The sequence below is a fragment of the Planococcus faecalis genome, assembly GCF_002009235.1.
Taxonomy (GTDB): Bacteria; Bacillota; Bacilli; order Bacillales_A; family Planococcaceae; genus Planococcus; species Planococcus kocurii.
Window position 1 is genome coordinate 3,157,355 of the sequence record NZ_CP019401.1, and the last position, 16,397, is coordinate 3,173,751.

At 41.8% G+C, this 16,397-nt stretch carries 21 protein-coding genes; 7 read left to right on the top strand and 14 right to left on the bottom strand.

Annotated elements, in window-relative coordinates; all coding sequences use genetic code 11:
- Positions 1 to 76: 76 nt before the first annotated feature.
- Together rpsN and rpmG are read right to left on the bottom strand one after the other, a co-directional pair.
- Positions 77 to 346 carry a 30S ribosomal protein S14 gene (rpsN, locus tag AJGP001_RS15660; RefSeq protein ID WP_071152722.1) on the bottom strand — a complete coding sequence of 90 codons (270 nt, stop codon included), beginning with the start codon at positions 344 to 346 and terminating at the stop codon, positions 77 to 79.
- A 47-nt stretch (positions 347 to 393) separates the two neighbouring features.
- Entirely contained in the window at positions 394 to 543 is a 150-nt protein-coding gene (gene rpmG / locus AJGP001_RS15665; RefSeq protein ID WP_071152723.1) for a 50S ribosomal protein L33, read from the bottom strand.
- Between the two features lie 216 nt (positions 544 to 759).
- Between rpmG and AJGP001_RS15670 the strand changes: the two genes are divergently transcribed.
- Both AJGP001_RS15670 and AJGP001_RS15675 read left to right on the top strand, forming a co-directional pair.
- On the top strand, positions 760 to 1,560 hold the full coding sequence (locus AJGP001_RS15670; RefSeq protein WP_071152724.1) for a YsnF/AvaK domain-containing protein: 801 nt from the start codon (positions 760 to 762) through the stop codon (positions 1,558 to 1,560).
- Positions 1,561 to 1,692: 132 nt separating this feature from the next.
- Complete coding sequence (locus tag AJGP001_RS15675; protein ID WP_071152725.1) at positions 1,693 to 2,499, top strand: DUF2382 domain-containing protein; 807 nt, start codon at positions 1,693 to 1,695, stop codon at positions 2,497 to 2,499.
- Between the two features lie 39 nt (positions 2,500 to 2,538).
- Here AJGP001_RS15675 and AJGP001_RS15680 read toward each other — a convergent pair whose 3' ends face one another.
- A complete protein-coding gene (locus AJGP001_RS15680) occupies positions 2,539 to 3,165 on the bottom strand; it encodes a Yip1 family protein (RefSeq protein ID WP_071152726.1) in 627 nt (208 codons plus the stop codon).
- Between the two features lie 213 nt (positions 3,166 to 3,378).
- Here AJGP001_RS15680 and moaC point away from each other — a divergent pair, with 213 nt between their 5' ends.
- Positions 3,379 to 3,864 carry a cyclic pyranopterin monophosphate synthase MoaC gene (gene moaC, locus AJGP001_RS15685; RefSeq protein WP_071152727.1) on the top strand — a complete coding sequence of 162 codons (486 nt, stop codon included), beginning with the start codon at positions 3,379 to 3,381 and terminating at the stop codon, positions 3,862 to 3,864.
- 89 nt (positions 3,865 to 3,953) lie between these two features.
- Here the strand turns inward: moaC and AJGP001_RS15690 are convergent, their stop codons facing one another.
- From AJGP001_RS15690 to modA, 5 genes are read right to left on the bottom strand one after another with little or no spacing between them, the layout of a single operon-like run.
- Complete coding sequence (locus tag AJGP001_RS15690; RefSeq protein WP_071152728.1) at positions 3,954 to 4,454, bottom strand: MogA/MoaB family molybdenum cofactor biosynthesis protein; 501 nt, start codon at positions 4,452 to 4,454, stop codon at positions 3,954 to 3,956.
- A gap of 18 nt (positions 4,455 to 4,472) precedes the next feature.
- Entirely contained in the window at positions 4,473 to 5,492 is a 1,020-nt protein-coding gene (locus tag AJGP001_RS15695; protein WP_071152729.1) for a ThiF family adenylyltransferase, read from the bottom strand.
- 59 nt (positions 5,493 to 5,551) lie between these two features.
- On the bottom strand, positions 5,552 to 6,190 hold the full coding sequence (locus AJGP001_RS15700; RefSeq protein ID WP_071152730.1) for an ATP-binding cassette domain-containing protein: 639 nt from the start codon (positions 6,188 to 6,190) through the stop codon (positions 5,552 to 5,554).
- Positions 6,191 to 6,194: 4 nt separating this feature from the next.
- Complete coding sequence (gene modB / locus AJGP001_RS15705; RefSeq protein ID WP_071152731.1) at positions 6,195 to 6,878, bottom strand: molybdate ABC transporter permease subunit; 684 nt, start codon at positions 6,876 to 6,878, stop codon at positions 6,195 to 6,197.
- Positions 6,875 to 7,645, bottom strand: coding sequence for a molybdate ABC transporter substrate-binding protein (modA, locus tag AJGP001_RS15710; RefSeq protein WP_071152732.1), 771 nt, complete (start codon positions 7,643 to 7,645; stop codon positions 6,875 to 6,877). The genes modB and modA overlap by 4 nt, the downstream gene beginning before the upstream one ends.
- Positions 7,646 to 8,266: 621 nt before the next feature.
- Here modA and AJGP001_RS15715 point away from each other — a divergent pair.
- Entirely contained in the window at positions 8,267 to 9,205 is a 939-nt protein-coding gene (locus tag AJGP001_RS15715; RefSeq protein WP_071152733.1) for a Gfo/Idh/MocA family protein, read from the top strand.
- Positions 9,206 to 9,432: 227 nt separating this feature from the next.
- Positions 9,433 to 10,104 (top strand): HAD family hydrolase, encoded by a 672-nt coding sequence (locus tag AJGP001_RS15720; RefSeq protein WP_078080756.1) that lies wholly within the window; start codon positions 9,433 to 9,435, stop codon positions 10,102 to 10,104.
- Between the two features lie 42 nt (positions 10,105 to 10,146).
- Here AJGP001_RS15720 and AJGP001_RS15725 read toward each other — a convergent pair whose 3' ends face one another.
- The 5 genes from AJGP001_RS15725 to AJGP001_RS15745 all read right to left on the bottom strand — a co-directional run bounded on the left by AJGP001_RS15725 (position 10,147) and on the right by AJGP001_RS15745 (position 14,175).
- Positions 10,147 to 11,205 carry an LLM class flavin-dependent oxidoreductase gene (locus AJGP001_RS15725; RefSeq protein ID WP_078080857.1) on the bottom strand — a complete coding sequence of 353 codons (1,059 nt, stop codon included), beginning with the start codon at positions 11,203 to 11,205 and terminating at the stop codon, positions 10,147 to 10,149.
- Between the two features lie 190 nt (positions 11,206 to 11,395).
- Positions 11,396 to 11,698 carry a class I SAM-dependent methyltransferase gene (locus AJGP001_RS15730; RefSeq protein WP_071152735.1) on the bottom strand — a complete coding sequence of 101 codons (303 nt, stop codon included), beginning with the start codon at positions 11,696 to 11,698 and terminating at the stop codon, positions 11,396 to 11,398.
- 206 nt (positions 11,699 to 11,904) lie between these two features.
- The gene (locus tag AJGP001_RS15735) at positions 11,905 to 13,122 is read right to left on the bottom strand and encodes a CynX/NimT family MFS transporter (protein WP_078080757.1); all 1,218 of its coding nucleotides are present in this window, start codon (positions 13,120 to 13,122) and stop codon (positions 11,905 to 11,907) included.
- A 265-nt stretch (positions 13,123 to 13,387) separates the two neighbouring features.
- The gene (locus AJGP001_RS15740; protein ID WP_071152736.1) at positions 13,388 to 13,780 is read right to left on the bottom strand and encodes an RDD family protein; all 393 of its coding nucleotides are present in this window, start codon (positions 13,778 to 13,780) and stop codon (positions 13,388 to 13,390) included.
- A 5-nt stretch (positions 13,781 to 13,785) separates the two neighbouring features.
- Positions 13,786 to 14,175 carry a DUF4181 domain-containing protein gene (locus AJGP001_RS15745; RefSeq protein ID WP_071152737.1) on the bottom strand — a complete coding sequence of 130 codons (390 nt, stop codon included), beginning with the start codon at positions 14,173 to 14,175 and terminating at the stop codon, positions 13,786 to 13,788.
- An 88-nt stretch (positions 14,176 to 14,263) separates the two neighbouring features.
- Here AJGP001_RS15745 and AJGP001_RS15750 point away from each other — a divergent pair, with 88 nt between their 5' ends.
- Together AJGP001_RS15750 and AJGP001_RS15755 are read left to right on the top strand one after the other, a co-directional pair.
- A complete protein-coding gene (locus AJGP001_RS15750) occupies positions 14,264 to 14,608 on the top strand; it encodes a hypothetical protein (protein ID WP_071152738.1) in 345 nt (114 codons plus the stop codon).
- A gap of 296 nt (positions 14,609 to 14,904) precedes the next feature.
- On the top strand, positions 14,905 to 15,501 hold the full coding sequence (locus AJGP001_RS15755; RefSeq protein ID WP_078080758.1) for a hypothetical protein: 597 nt from the start codon (positions 14,905 to 14,907) through the stop codon (positions 15,499 to 15,501).
- A 47-nt stretch (positions 15,502 to 15,548) separates the two neighbouring features.
- Here the strand turns inward: AJGP001_RS15755 and AJGP001_RS15760 are convergent, their stop codons facing one another.
- The gene (locus AJGP001_RS15760) at positions 15,549 to 16,283 is read right to left on the bottom strand and encodes a glucose 1-dehydrogenase (protein WP_071152739.1); all 735 of its coding nucleotides are present in this window, start codon (positions 16,281 to 16,283) and stop codon (positions 15,549 to 15,551) included.
- Positions 16,284 to 16,397: the final 114 nt, after the last annotated feature.

A 16,397-nucleotide genomic window follows, 5' to 3' on the forward strand; every position in this document is an offset into this window, starting at 1 on the left:
AACACTTTTTTTGCGATAGTTCTATATAAATAAAAAAACAGCAGATAAAAATCTGCTATTTTTGATTGGGTTCGTTTTACCAACTTGCTTTTTTAACGCCAGGAATTTGACCTCTATGCGCCAATTCCCGGAAGGTAATACGCGAAATCCCAAATTTCCGCATATATCCACGTGGTCTTCCTGTCACCAAGCATCGATTAGCTAGACGAGTGGGAGAAGAATCTTTCGGTAAATTGGTTAATGCGTGAATGTTCCCTTGTTCTTTAAAGCTTTGTCGCTGCTCAGCAAACTGCGCGACTAGCTGCAGTTGCTTATTATGACGTGCTATTTTTGATTTTTTAGCCATGAAATTACCTCCAAAAGTAATTGCTACATTTTATACTACACAAAAAATTATTTTGTTTCCCGGTGAATAGCAACTTTATTAAGACGTGGGCTGTATTTTTTTAACTCAATGCGCTCGGGGTTTGTCCGCTTATTTTTCGTCGTACTGTAATTCCTGTCGCCTGTTTCTGTACACGCTAACGTGATATTGACTCTCATCTTTTCCCCTCCTTTTGTACATTGTCGTCCATTTTCACAAATAGTAATCATTACGTTTTATAGTGTATTAAAAAGTTAACAGGAAAGCAAGCGTTTATTTTCAAGCTATAGCATTTCTGCTTATTCAAAACCAATGGGTTTGTTCTGAAAAACAACAGGGTACATTATCACTACCTTGCTCTATAGGTGATCCATCACTATTGGGAGGAATTAGAAATGACAAACAAAGAAACAGTAATGATTCAATCATATGATGTACAAGCAGAAGTTTTACACAAAATTAGCGAGTTAAAAGCACAAGGCTATAAAGAAGAAGATATGTATGTGATCGCTAAGCGTAACGATCAGCTATCTATGGTTCAAGGCCAGACAGATGTTCATTTAAATGTCCAAGATGATGAAGATATAATGGACAAATTCAAGTCATTCATTTCTGGTGGAGATTCGACGCATGATGCATTTACACAAATGGGGTTAGGAAGCGGCGAAGCAGACAAATATTACAGACGAGTCGAAAACGGCAAGTTAGTGCTTTACGTGAATAGCGATTACGGCGCATCGTACAAGCCACACACTCATACTCAAACAGGGGCGCGAGCAACTACTGCTGAAGAAGAACATCTACGTCTTCACGAGGAACGACTAAGCGTTGAAAAAAAACGGGTTCAGACAGGTGAAGTAACTGTCGGAAAGCACGTTGTCGAAGAACATCAAACTCTCGAAATTCCAGTTGAACGTGAAGAAGTTTATGTAGAACGTCGTCCGGTAAACGAAGAAGTCCACTCGAATACAACTAATTCAGCAAATATAAACCTTTACGATGATGAAGAAACGATTCATATTCCTGTTTCAGAAGAGCGTGTCAACGTCCGTAAGAAAGACGTCGTTAGTGAAGAAATTATTGTCGGTAAACGCACAGTTCAAGACTCCGAACTGGTGAGCGAAACTGTCCGACACGAAGAAGCGGATATTGATGAACTAGTAAAACCGAAAAAAGATGAGCGCGATTTATTTTAATGGGTAAAAAAGCGTATCCGGACGATTTTGTTCGGATACGCTTTTTGATGTTGAGGTTTATCTAGAACGTGACTACGGGTAAATGAGCCTTAACAAAGCAATTCGGTACAATTGATAGGGGAGGAATTGGGCATGGATAAAAAAGAAAACAAACGCATTGGATTATTTGATGCGCAAGCACAAGTGCTGATTACAGTCGGTGAACTCAAAGCAGTAGGATACGAAGAAGAGGAACTGTATTTAGTATCAAAACATGACGAACAAATAGAATTGCTAATCACGCACACAGCTGTCCATGTGGATACACAAGACCGGGACAATTTCAAAGGCAAAGTCATTGCTTTTTTAGCCGGCGATGACATCACAAAAGATGCCTTTAACCGGATGGGATTGAGCGCGGAAGAAACAGATTATTATTTCCAGCAGGTTGAGAATGGTAGACTCCTCCTTTACACAAGCAGCGAACCCTTATCTGCACTTCAACCCGAACCCTCTTACCCACCTGAACAAACAAATAAAGCTATTGCTACTGAAGAACAACGCCTTGCCTTACACGAAGAACGGGTAAGCATTGATAAAGAAAAAGTTCAGACAGGGGAAGTCCAAGTTCATAAAAAAATGGTCGAAGAAGACAGAGAAATTCAAGTACCCGTAGAGCGCGAGGAAATCGTCGTTAACCGACGTCCCATTACTGAAGAAACAGCTAATGAAAAAAGTGAACATACATTAACACCGCAGCAAGCGTATGAAAAAGGCGATGCCATTTACATTCCGCTGTCCGAAGAACGTTTAGATATTGGCAAAAAGAAAGTCATTCGAGAAGAAATTGTCATTGGCAAACGTACCGTTCAAGACGTAGAGGTTGTCAAAGAGACGGTCCGTCGAGAAGTAGCCGATGTTGAAGAAACTGGAGTTATTCATAAGGTAGAAAAACCATAAAAACAAGGCAGCCTTATTGGCTGCCTTGTTTTTGATAACTTACATAATTGTCGTTAGAACCGCGGCAATAATGGCCACAATGACTCCAATAAACACGATCCCAGGAAGAACAATGATGAAAAACCCTTTCCAAGCAGAAAGTCTATGTGCTTCTCCTACAGCTTTACACTGAACAACAAACGTCCAAATAGACACTACCCCTAAAATAAGGAAAAAAATCATTGACAGTAGATTCGTGTCCTCAAATGGCAGTTGGTCAGACTCTACAAAATAAGTTTCCGGAAATACGAGCATCCAAAATAACAGAAGCGGAAAAAGCCAGATTTGTGGAATTTGTCCTGTTAAAATTGCACGAAACATTTCAGTATATGTAGCTTCGCCTTTAAATAACCGACCTACTAACAAATAAATACCAGCTCCAATCGCGGTACTTACTACAGCCCCAATCGGTCCACCTATTAACGCTAGCAAAAGAATTCCCCATACAGGAAGAAATAGTTCTGAATCCAGGCTACTGAGAAGACCTCCCACAAAGCCGGACAACACGATTAATAAAAAGCTAAAATTAGACTCTTTTTCTTCAATCACATATCGAACGGTCTCGCGCGGACGCGTCCAAATAGCGATAAACGGATTTAAATTATCTTGGTACTCTGTCGTTTTCAATTGATCTCCACCTTTTTTTATACTCTCTCTATTCAAACATACTGGAATAATAATGTAAATATTAGAAAATACAGCCATCATAAGAGTTTATTCAACCTACGTAGTGCTAAGCGTTCCTCACGTAAAGCACCAATGCAACCAGATTGAATAGTTAAAGCAGTCGACATCCGTCATGCTATACTGACATTATTCACTCGCGAAAGGATGATTTCATTGTCAGAACTCACACATTTTAATGCCCAAGGACGTGCCAAGATGGTCGACGTCTCCGACAAGAAAGACAGTGTCCGCACAGCGCGTGCGACTACTTCTGTCTTGTTAAACAAAGCAATTTATCAACAAATTAAAGAAGGTACCAATAAAAAAGGCGATGTTTTTGCAGTTGCCCAAGTGGCTGGCATTATGGCAGCTAAAAACACTTCACAAATCATTCCGATGTGTCATCCATTAGCACTTAGTGGCGTGGATATTGAATTTCAATGGAATGTTGATGAAGAAAAAAAACATTTCGAAGTGTTGTTGACCGTTTCCGTAAAAACAAAAGGACCTACAGGGGTTGAAATGGAAGCCCTTACCGCGGCTTCTGCTGCAGCACTGACAATTTACGATATGTGCAAAGCTTCTGGTAAAGAAATGGTCATTGGACAGACGATGCTGCTTGAGAAAACCGGTGGGAAATCTGACTACGCGCGTGATTAAATTGTTACGTTACGAATTTAAAAACCCTGTGGTAATGTCATTCAACTGACAATGCCACAGGGTTTTTCAATCAGTGATTATGAACGTGATTAATGCTTCGTCAATTCCGAGTATATATGCTTAATCTCCGGTAAAATCAATCGCTCCATCGCCAGCTTTACAGCTCCTCGAGATCCTGGCAATACAAAAATGGCTTTGTCATTGGCTACTCCTGCTGCCGCTCGGCTAAGAAGAGCCTTTGTACCAACATCTTCAGTGAAACTAACGTAACGGAAGAGTTCTCCGAATCCTGATATTTCTTTTTTAAACAATGGCTGAATCGCTTCTAAAGTAACATCACGCTTCGCTATTCCGGTTCCACCAGTCGTTATAATCGTATCAATGTCATCCTGTTCCAACCAGTCAGAAATCGTTAGTCGAATGCGTGCGATGTCGTCTGGAACTAATGCATAGTCACTAATTTCTAGCTCATGATCTTTAGCCATCTGTTGTACAAGCTGACCGCCAGTATCGGTTTCTTCAGTCCTTGTGTCACTAACAGTTAACACCGCAATCCGCACTTGATGATCAGTATGAAATGTTTCCGACATCCAATCTCCCCTTTCCTTTTAGCCAAATACTTGATGATATAATTTCCGACCTTCTGCTATATTGTGAACGCCGTGAATTAGCAAACGACCATTGCCGAACAACATCATGCGATGATTAAAGACTTTCAGTTCAACAAAATAAGGAGTTCTTTTCACACCAGCTTCTAGTCGTTTTCCGACTTTCTCTGCGTCGTCTAATGTAATCGGGCGGTTCGCATCAGGCAATATTTGTACAGCATCGCGACCACATAAAACAGCGTAAGAACTTGCGGCTGTCTCGTTGAGTGACGGGAATACCGCCTCTTCTCCGCACGTTTTGCAGTTAGGGTCTTTAATGCGCGAAACGCCAATATCCAATTGGCTATTGTCCCATAAATTGAAATGATGGATTTTTTTACGCATCGCATCACGGTTGTTACTCAACCACTTTAAAGCTTCTGTACATTGAAGCGCTGCTGTCACTTGAACAGCTGGTGAGATAATGCCGACTGTATCGCACGTTTCATTAATGGCAGGAAGCACCGGTATTAAGCAACGAAAACATGAGCTTTCTCCCGGCACAAATGGAAATACAACACCTGAACTGCCAACGCAAGCACCGTATATCCAAGGCACACCAAATTTTACAGAAGCGTCGTTGATCAACAACCGTGTTTCAAAATTATCCGTCGCATCCAAGATCAAATCACTGACTGCTGCCAACTTCTGCATTCCCGTTGCATCGAGATGTTCTAAATACGTGAATAGCTGCAAATCGCTACGAATGGCTTTTAGTCTTTGCTCAGCCGCTGCCACTTTGGGCATCATTTGACGCGCATCTTCTTCCGTAAATAATTGCTGGCGCTGCAAATTGGATACTTCAACGTAATCACGATCGACCAAATGAATCGTTCCGATACCCGCTCGTGTCAAGGTTTCTGCAATCGCTGAACCTAAAGCTCCGCACCCCACAATGGTAACGGTCGCACGTAATAAGTGTTGCTGCCCCGACTCACCAAGCGGTTTGAATAAGACTTGTCTTGAATAACGTTCATCCACTGTGATTCCCACTTTCTAGCCGCTTGATCTCTCAAACGAGTTTATACTTTTTTATATTCTCAGCGCACCGTTTCTTCAGTCATCTGTCCTTTTTCAATTCTCATAATACGGTCGGCTAATTTTTCAGCGTCCGCAATTCGGTGTGTTACGAAAATAATGGGAATCTGCCACTTTTCGTGAATTCGCAACAGTTCATTTTGACAGCGGTCACGATTGGCATCGTCCAATGCTGAAAAAGGCTCATCCAACAACAAAATATCGGGTTGTGCGGCTAACGAACGCGTCAGTGCGACACGTTGCTTTTCACCACCTGAAATTTGGTGTGGGTATTTTCCTAACAAACCGGTAATGCCAAGAATTTTCGTTAATTCCGTAATATGCGCAATATTGCTGCCCTTTAGCACTGCGTAAAGAATGTTTTGTTCTACGGTCAAGTGCGGAAATAGTGCATAGTCTTGAAACAAATAACCGACTTTGCGCGTTTGTATTTTTAGTGGCTTTTGATCATCGCTATAAAATTTTCGTTCATTCAATGAAATTTCACCAACATCCGGATGGACAATACCTGCGATGCAGTTTAATAATGTCGTTTTCCCTGAACCAGAAGAGCCAACCAATGCTAAAATTTCTTTATCCAATCTAAATTGCATCGTTAAACTAAAATGATCTAATTGCTTTTTGAAATCCACTTGCAGCATTTGCTCATTCCCTTCCGATTCGTACAGCGGTCTTTTTACGCCAATAATTCACCCACGTAATTGCAGCTACTCCGAGTGACGACACAATCAATACCCAAAACAAAGCTTTTTCCATGTCGCCTGCTTCATAAGCAAAGTAAATAGCTAGTGGAATTGTTTCTGTAATACCCGGAATATAGCCGGCAATCATCAACGTCGCCCCAAATTCGCCGATGCCACGTGCAAAAGCCAAGATTAATCCGGCCAAAATACCCGACCAAGCAAGAGGAAACGTAATGGTCCGAAAAATTCGCCATTCGGATACACCCATAGTTCGCGCTACGTTTTCCCAGCGTGGATCTACTTTTTCAAAAGCGGCTAAAACACTTTGATACATGAGTGGTAACGACACAACAAACGAAGCAATTGCCGCACCAATCCATGTAAACACTACGCGAAAGCCGAACCACTGTTCAAGTAATATACCTAGTGGCCCATTTATGCCAAACAACACAATTAACCCAAAGCCAATTACTGTCGGTGGCAATACTAAAGGCAATAGGATCAACGCTTCAAGAAAACTTTTGCCGAAAAACTCACGTCTCGTCATAAAGCGAGCCAGCGCAAGACTCACGACAAACACAAATAACGTTGAAATCACTGCGACTCTGAGCGATAACCAAAGTGGAGACAAATCATAAGCCATCATGGCGTTTCTCCAGCTATGGGCATAAATCCATATTCTTTAAGAATGGCTTGCCCTTTTGAACCGATGACAAACTCTAAAAAAGCAGTTGCTGCAGGCTGATTTTCGGAATCGGCGACGACTGCTCCTGGATAGATAATAGGGTCTGTCTGCCCTGGCATTTCAAGTGTCCCACTTATTTCCTGGGAAATAAACGCATCTGATGAGTAAATAATTCCGAGTTCTGCATTTCCGCTTTCCACATAAGTAACGACTTGACGAGCATCTTTCGCATAAATTAGACGAGCACTAAGGGAGTTCCACAAGTTTTCATTTTTTAATGCTTTTTTTGAATAGGCGCCGAGGGGAACACTGTCCGGTTCTCCAATTGCAATCTTTTCTTCTGTATTCAAGACGAGTTTTTGAAAATCAGTTGTTTCAGGAAATTCTTCTAATGAAGCTAAAACGAGCTGATTTTCAGCAAACGGCTTGATGCTATCTTCATCTATTAGCTGTTGGGATTCCAGTAATTCCATATCTCTTTCACTAGCTGACAAAAACAAGTCGGCCGGTGCGCCTTGTTCAATTTGGCTTCTCAATTTGCTAGATGAGCCATAATTGAAAGTTAGCACAATATTCGGTTCTACTTCTTGAAATTGTTGTTCCATTTCTTTCATGACCTCTGTCAGGCTAGATGCCGCCGAAACTAAAACTTCTTCGGCATTTGTAGAATTATCGCTACAGCCGCTCATGACCAAAGTTAAGCTTATTAGACCCAGCAGTTTTTTCATTTAAAGGACTCCTCATACATTAAAGTAGAACTCAGCTATTCCAGTGAAGCTTTTGTGTACTTACAGTATAACTTCTGTAGCCGAGAAGCTAAATCATTTTCCGAACAAACTTTAGAAAGAACATCCCTCCCAGCTTGTAGACAAAAGAATAGTAATTCATTGTCTCGTATTTATGTGGGATCCTCCGCATCAAACGGACGCTTTCCTGAGCCTCCTCGTCGCAAGCTCCTGCGGGGTCTCATCACTCCGTTCTTCCGCAGGAGTCGCCATTTGATGCTCCAGATCCTTGATTGATTAGTTAAAAAGACTTCGAAACGTTTTTATTGGTAAAAAGTAGACTAAGATAACTCACTTTGATATAAGCAAGAAGATTCCAAGCGGGCTGACCACGAAGACTCCTGTGGGAGAGCGAAAGCTGAAGACCCCGCAGGAACGTTAGTGACGAGGAGACTGAAGCTGAGCCCACGGAAAGCGAAGTGGTTAGCCCGCTTGGAAGTTATACACCGCTATTCACTTTAATGAGACTTTTTCTACAGTCTGATCCCTCCCGCTCTTTTTGGAGATATTTAAGTTAGAATAGAGGATGAGAATCGTATCTATATTTATATTGGAGGAGTTACAATGAAGTTTGGCATTATCGGCACAAATTGGATTACTGACCGATTTATTAAAGCGGCTAAAGAGCATCCTGACTTTACAATTGGAGCTGTATATTCCAGAAAGTTAGAAACTGGCACCGCATTTGCGGAAAAATACGCGATTGATAACGTCTATACCGATATGGCGGCTATGTTCAGCAGCGGACAGATTGAAGCGGTTTATGTCGCGTCACCTAATGCTATGCATGCTGAGCAAAGCATATTGGCGATGAAGCACGGCATTCATGTTCTTTGTGAGAAACCAGCTGTTACATCAATTGATGAAATGGACCAAATTATTGAAGCTTCAAGAACACACAAAACAACTTATATGGAAGCGATGAAATCGACATTGGTTCCTTCTTTTTTGAACTTGAAGAAAAATATCGATAAAATTGGGCCGATTCGTCGTTTTGTGTTTCATTACAACCAATATTCTTCACGTTACGATAAATACAAAAATGGCATTATTGAAAATGCCTTTAAGCCCGAACTTGGCAATGGTTCTAAAATGGATTTAGGCGTTTATTGCATCGCACCAATTATTCATTTGGTTGGCGCCCCTGAGTCTGCAATGAAAAATCAATTACTATTATCGACAGGTGCCGATGGGCAAGGCAGCATGATTTGGAATTATGCGGATATGGAAGCAGTTATTATGTATTCGAAGATTTCGGATTCTTTTCTGCCAAGTGAAATTCAAGGCGAGAATGGCACCATTGAAATTGATCGCATCAGTGATCCGAAAAATATCTTCATTAAGTATAGAGACGGGCAGACTGAAGACTTGTCTGTAGCGCATAATTTTGACTCGATGTATTATGAGTTGGCAGAGTTTATCAGCTGCGTGAAAAACGAGCAGTTAGAATCAACGATCAACACACATGCTATTTCTCGTGAAGTGACGAAGTTGTTGGCGTAGAGAGCAAAGAAGAAAGCGCTCCAGGCGGACGCTTTCCGGGGGGCCGGCTTCAGCCGCTTCCCTCGCTCCGCTCAGTCCAGGGTCTTCAGCTCGTCCTGTTCCCCCTGGAGTCGCCGCCTTTCGCACTTTCTTCTGAGTATGTTGTATTTAGACATATAGCAGAAGATATAGAGTAGCTTTAATTTTGAAGAATAGCTTATTCAATTAAATAGCAAAGGACGTGCCTTATGATAAATGGAATTATATTTGATTTTGACGGATTGATTTTTGACACAGAAACGCATCAGTATCAACTTCTTCAAGAAATGTTTGCCGAGTATAATAGCGAATTGCCACTAGGTATGTGGCAAAATGAAGTAGGTACAGATGGTTCGTTTTCACCGTTCCATTATATGGAGCAGCAAATTGGGAAGCCCGTAGAACATGAGTTACTAAACAAACAATATAAAGAAAGATTTCTTTCTGTTTTGTCTAAAGAAAAACCACGCGATGGTGTCGTTGAGTACTTGGAAACAGCAAAAGAAATGGATTTGAGAATTGGTTTGGCATCGAGTTCTAGTTATCACTGGGTTTCGGGTCATTTAAAACGCCTAGATCTGTATGATTACTTTCAGTGTATCCGAACATCGGACCATGTTGAAAAAGTAAAACCCGATCCTGCTTTATATCTACAAGCAGCCGAGCATTTGGATTTAGCTCCTGAGACATGTCTTGTTTTTGAAGACTCGGCTCATGGTGCCACAGCGGCAAAACGCGCGGGTATGAGTTGTGTAGTGGTGCCGAACAAAATCACAAGCACAATGAATTTTGGTCACGTAGAGCACCGCCTGGATTCGATGGCGGATATGCCATTGAAAGATCTTTTAGATTTTGTAGCGACGATAAAAGTAAAACAGTAACATTCGAAAAAATGGTTCAGGCACAATGCCTGAATCATCTTTTTATTTTTTCATCGTATATTTCCGAATCGCTGGCAAAATTTCTGTCCCGATCAAATCGATATTGCGTTTTAAACGGTCAATCGGCACGCCACCAAAATCCATTTGCGCGATATAGCGTTGATGACCAAACAGTTCATGTTGGTAAAGGATTTTTTCGATAATTTGCTGGGGACTGCCGATGTTCATGACGCTATCCATTTGTGCACCGTGCATGAATGCGGCTTGTGGGTAACCTTGTCCATTGGTTTTTCGCATCCCTTTATCCACATGTGGATAAACTTCTTCCATGGCTTGTTGAGTTGTTGCGGCCACGTTAAAAAATCCAGCAGTCGCAACAGGTAACTTAGAGGGACTAAAGCCACTTTCTTCCGCTGCTTCGCGGTAAGCATCAATCGTATGCTTGAATGTTTCTGCAGGACCGCCGAGCGTCGCAAGCATCATCGGCACACCCGCATGCCCCGCTTTAATCGCACTTGCTGGGTGTCCACCAACCGCACGCCAAATGGGAAGCGAACCTGTAAGCGGACGCGGAATAACTTGTGCGCTACGTAGTGGAGCACGAAACTGCCCGCTCCAATCGACCGTTTCTTCTTTGTTGATTTGTAGCAGCAACTCAAATTTCTCTTCATACAATTCTTCGTAATAACGGATGTCGTAGCCAAGCAAGTCAAATAATCCAACACGCGACGCTCGCCCGGCAATAATTTCTGCGCGGCCATTTGAAATCAAATCGATGGTCGCGAAATCTTCAAACACACGTACCGGATCTGACGTGCTAATAATAGTAGAAGAGCTAGAGATTTTGATATTTTTCGTTGCTTGGGCAATCGCCGCGAGTACCACCGTATGCGCTTGAGTGGCAAAATATTCTTGATGGCTTTCACCGACACTGAAAAAGTCGAGTCCCGCTTGATCTGCTAGTTCTGCCAAGCCAATGATTTCTTGAATGCGCTCTCTTGCAGAAATCCGCTGCCCAGTATGCGGGTCTGGCAGATGATCTCCCAACGTATAAATACCAAATTCCATGCCCTTGTCTGGATTGATGCGGTACTGTTCCATATCCACTGTCCTTTCTATTCCTTGAATCATATTTATACTTTTTGTTTTATTTGTGTAGCAGCAATCGCAAAATAGGTACCGGGTTCCTCTGAAAAGATTACGCGTTCAAAATGAGCGTTAATTCCAGCGTTACCTATTAGTTACCCATAGAAAACTACACGCATTTTGCGCTGTCAAATTCATAAAAAATCTAGTCGTCTTCTCCACACATAAGATAAGCGTATTCGACTTCCGTTACTTGGTCTTTTGTGTCTAAGTCATAGCTCCATTCCAAATAGCGCAGGCCATCGGAGTTCAAATGTTTTTTAGCATTTTTCATTACCGTGAGTAAATCATTTTTATCCGTAAAATAAGAAATTACGTCATGAATAAATACCAAATCAAAATCGCGCCCTGCGTCGATTATCCCTATTTCGCTTTGCATATGAAGGCAATCTGGGTTCAACTCCCGACTCACTTCCAACATATTTGGTGACAAGTTCGTCAAAGTCATTGAAAAAAACTTTTTAAAGTAAAAAGCATTGCGGCCACCAGTTGGCCAAGTCCTTGTACAGTTTCACGCGAATCACCCTTTCGCTTTTTTATCATTATATAACTTGGCAAGAAGATTGTAGAAGAATGCTGCTTTATTTCGTTTTATCCATAAAAAAAGACTTTCCTTATGATAGGAAAGTCGAGTGATAAAAGCTTATCGTGCATTTATGCTACTATTTTAGCTCGTTCTGCTATTGTGCCTTCTTTACCGGAGATGATCCCTGCAATCAAGATAACAATAGATATCAACATCAAGAATAGCAGTGGCAATGTCCAACCGCTGCCGATATCGTACAAGACACCTGCAAAAACAGGACCAATAGCTGCCAGCATATAACCAAATGATTGAGCCATCCCTGACAATTCCACTGCTTCTTTTGCATCTTTCGTTCTTAGTGTAAAGAATATCATCGAAAGACTAAATCCACTTCCCCCAGCAACTCCAAGACACACGGCCCACAACGGCACCAACATCATACTCCCAAAAAGCAAGCCCGAAAATCCGGTCATAAACAACAAAGCTGTAGCAATAGCAAGACCGACTTGATTTTTTAACTTCTCAGCAATCACGGGAACTACGAACGTAGTCGGAATAATGGCCGCTTGCATTAGAAAGACCATCCATCCGGCAGAACCGGCATTGTACCCAATCGTGTTCAGTATATCTGGCATCCAGGCGACTAAGGTATAAAAGACTAAAGACTGTCCTCCCATAAAAAGAGTGACACTCCAAGCAAGCGGGGATCGCCATAACTTGGTTTTTTGTTTTGGTTGTATCGGTGCTTTTGACACGGCTCCTTGCTGTTTGCGCAATTGCGGAAGCCACACGATTAAGGCTATGGTGGCAAGTATTCCCCAAACCCCAAGCGCACCTTGCCACCCCATATTACCGATACCAGAAATCGGTACACTTAAACCAGAGCCTAACGCACCGAATATATTCATAAAGACTGCGTATATCCCCGTCATGACGCCGATTCGATAGGGAAAATTCATTTTGATAATTCCCGGGATCAACACATTTCCTATAGAAATCGCCAATCCGATGAGAAGTGTTCCGATAAACAGAAAACCAATTCCCGTTACAGACCTTATGGCAATTCCGATAATTAGAAACACCATGGATAAGGCGATTGTCCATTGCATGCCGATACGGTTTGCGATTTTCGGTGCAAAGGGAGAAAGCACAGCAAAAGCGATTAAAGGCAATGTCGTAACCAATCCTGCGACCGCATTGCTTATAGCAAGATCTTCACGGATAAATGACATTAATGTACCCACCGACGTGATCGGCACACGTAAATTTGCTCCAATTAACACAATACCAATCAACAAGACCCATCCAGCTTTTTCAGTATTGTTTATTTCTGTTTGTTTCTTCATACAAATCCTCCAGCATCTTACTTTTATATTCTTTCGAACCATCTAGTTCATCGTTTTGACGTATACGTTTGCACTTGTCACCCGTTAAAAAATGATGGAATGACTAGCACCTTGGATATTGTAGCGCTAAAAAACAAGATTGTATATCGATAGAATATATTCTCACAAATCAAACGAGTAGGATATGCCGGTAGATTATGTCTTGTATCTTGCAATATCATTTTCAAAACAAAAAAATCTCTCCTTGAATAAGGAGAGATGACCGTCAATCTACTTCTTTAACGACTGTGTGCGCATAAAGATCATGTGGGTATTTTTCACCTTTGTAACTATCGTAGCGTGCTCGATTTTTCACATACATGAAGGCACTTGTCGTATCTCGGTGCACGATGTGTTTGAGAATTTGTTCTGCGCTTAGCTCACCACCGGCTTCATCTTTTAACGCAATGCCTATCGCTTTCTGTCCGACTGTTTGCCCGTTCACTCGTAGCTGCGCATACTCAAGCCCCCAGAAAACTAATGAAGGCGAAACTATCTGGTGAAAAAACGGACTTTTTATTCTCTTTTTTAATAACAGTTCTGCGCCCAATGACACAGTCGCAGCAATCACCGAATCGATCAACAACGCTTTAGCTCTCTTTTTCGTTACCCTATACATAGTCATTACCCTCCCGTTGTAAGTAATAAAGCAAAAATTAGCCCAACAAATACTGTTTCAGTCCAATCATACCAATAGCGCTCTTTGTCTCGATGGAGTACCCACTCTTCAAGCCCTGTAACAACTGTTTGGAGAACAAAGAGACCTGCTAAAGGACTGATCTGGACAGCTAAAGAAAGTTCTGTAAAATCTAGTTCTGCAACTAGATACATACACGCGTAAATAAAACCGATGAAAATAACTCCTTGCAAAATCAGTACGTAACGATTTTTGTTTTCGTGAAAAATACTTCTCGAACCTCTTTTGATTCCACGCTTTTTCTTTAAATATACGTCCGAGAAAAGAAAATAAGAAATGACAAGAACAAATAACCCCATATACATCACAACTTCCATATGCAAGCACTCCTCTACCTGTTAAAATTCTACAAAAGAGACGATTTCACCTGCTACTTATTTTTCTACGTGATTGGAGGCATATGCATTGGAGACGGATACAGATTCACTTGTCACTTTCCTCATTGCGTTTGGTGTACCCATTGCAATGATGACATGGGCTTATTTCAAAATGAACGCGACTGACCAACAGTCTGTGAAGTCTGATTTTACATCGCCAAAATTTCTAGTAAGTATGGGCTCTTTTGCTTTAGGGGCTTTTCTTATCGAATTCAGTGATACCTTTGCTGTTCCCATGATCAAAACAATGGGCCTTGTGTTACTGATTATAGGTGGCATTGGTTCAAGCATTGTCACATGGAAAGCTAGTAAAGTCAGAAGCTTACTAATTCTCGGTTTGTTTGTCCTTATGGTTTTTTTCCATGCTAGCTAAACCACTCGTTCGTTTGTCCATAACTTTTTAAGGGAACTACATAGGTTGAACGAATGATTTCCACTTGTTGATATTCTGCAAAACAGCTGTACTTTCGGGCCCACAGGATATGATTCATGCCTCTGGCGCGACAGGACCGCGCGTCCATGGGCTCGGCGAAGTAAGAAGCCAGGCGAACTTTGCCTGGCTTCTTGCGGGAGCCATGCCCAAAGCGCCCGAAGCGGTGTAGAAAACGTTTTCTTTTATTCAACTTAACTAGTCATTTAATAACTTTACTCTAAAAAGGAGTGCTACCCATGATTTTCTTGATTGTCTGGCTACTACTAATCGGCTATGCTGTTTTTCTAGCACCTGGTGGCGAAACAGATCCAATCTTGTCGAGCATATTCAGTGGCGACCTGGGTGCCATTGATCCGCTCGTGCTTGCCGTTTTCAATGCGCTCGGCTTGTTTCCACTGGTTTTTTTGACTTTGCTGCTACTCAATGATCGACAAAAATGGCCGGCGTGGCCGTTTGCACTGCTGTCTTTCGGTATTGGTGCTTTTTCACTCTTACTGTATTTCGCTTTTGGCAATCGACAAGCTGATAGAAAATTAAGGACTCCCGACTGGCTTGCTCGCTTTCTTGCTTCCCGCTTTTGGCTGGTTGTGCTTATGGTGTTTTGGTTACTCAATGGCCTGACATTATTCCAGGGGTTTTCATTAGCTGCTTACCGCGAAGCTTTTTTCGCATCAAGCCTGGTATCTGTTATGACTGTTGACTGGTTTGTGCTATGGGGCTTATCCGTCTATGCTACCTATCATTTCTACTCACAAGCAAAACTCAAATCACTCGCTTGGATTCCAATTATTGGACCCGTACTCGTATTGTTTGTAAACAAAAAAACAACATAAAAAAAGCCGTTACGCAAATTGCAGCGTAACGGCTTTTTATTTTGTTTTTACTGAGCTGTTAGTCCACCATCAACAAGAAACTCTGAACCAGTAGAGTAGCTTGCATCGTCAGAAGCTAAGAATAACACCATGTTCGAAACTTCTTCAGATTGCGCAACGCGCTTCATTGGAATTGTTTTTGAAAATGCTTCTACAGCTGCTTTTGTATCTTCTTGAACAACCATTGGCGTTGCGATAACGCCTGGGTGTACAGAGTTTACACGAATACCATAGTTTGCGCATTCAAGTGCTGCTGCTTTTGTCATGCCGCGAACTGCGAATTTTGTATCTGTGTAACCGATTGCTCCACCAACCATCCCGTTCATAGAAGAAATGTTGACGATCGAACCGCCGCCTACTTTTTGCATAGCTGGAATGACTGTTTTCATTCCAAGGAATACAGATACTTGGTTAATGTCTACAATGCGACGGTATTCTTCTTCTGTCGTTTGTAAGATTGATTTTGCCATCGTAATACCGGCGTTGTTAACCAATACGTCTACTTGACCGAATGCTTTTTCAGTTTCTGCCACTACTGTTGCCCAGTCTTCTGCGTTAGTGACGTTTTGCTTAACGAATAATGCATTGTCTCCAAGTTCTTTCGCTAGCGCTTCGCCTTTTTCTACGTTTAAGTCCGTGATTACAACTTTTGCGCCTTCTTCGATAAATTTCTTCGCATGCGATGCACCCATACCTTGTGCCGCACCCGTAATAATTGCTACTTTGCCTTGTAATCTTGCCATTTTCTATTCCTCCTATGGTTATGCTGGAAATCGATTCATAATTAAACTACACTTGTAAGTTAACAGATAAATATCTAGTTTGTCCAATGAAAAGATTCCATGTCATACTTAATT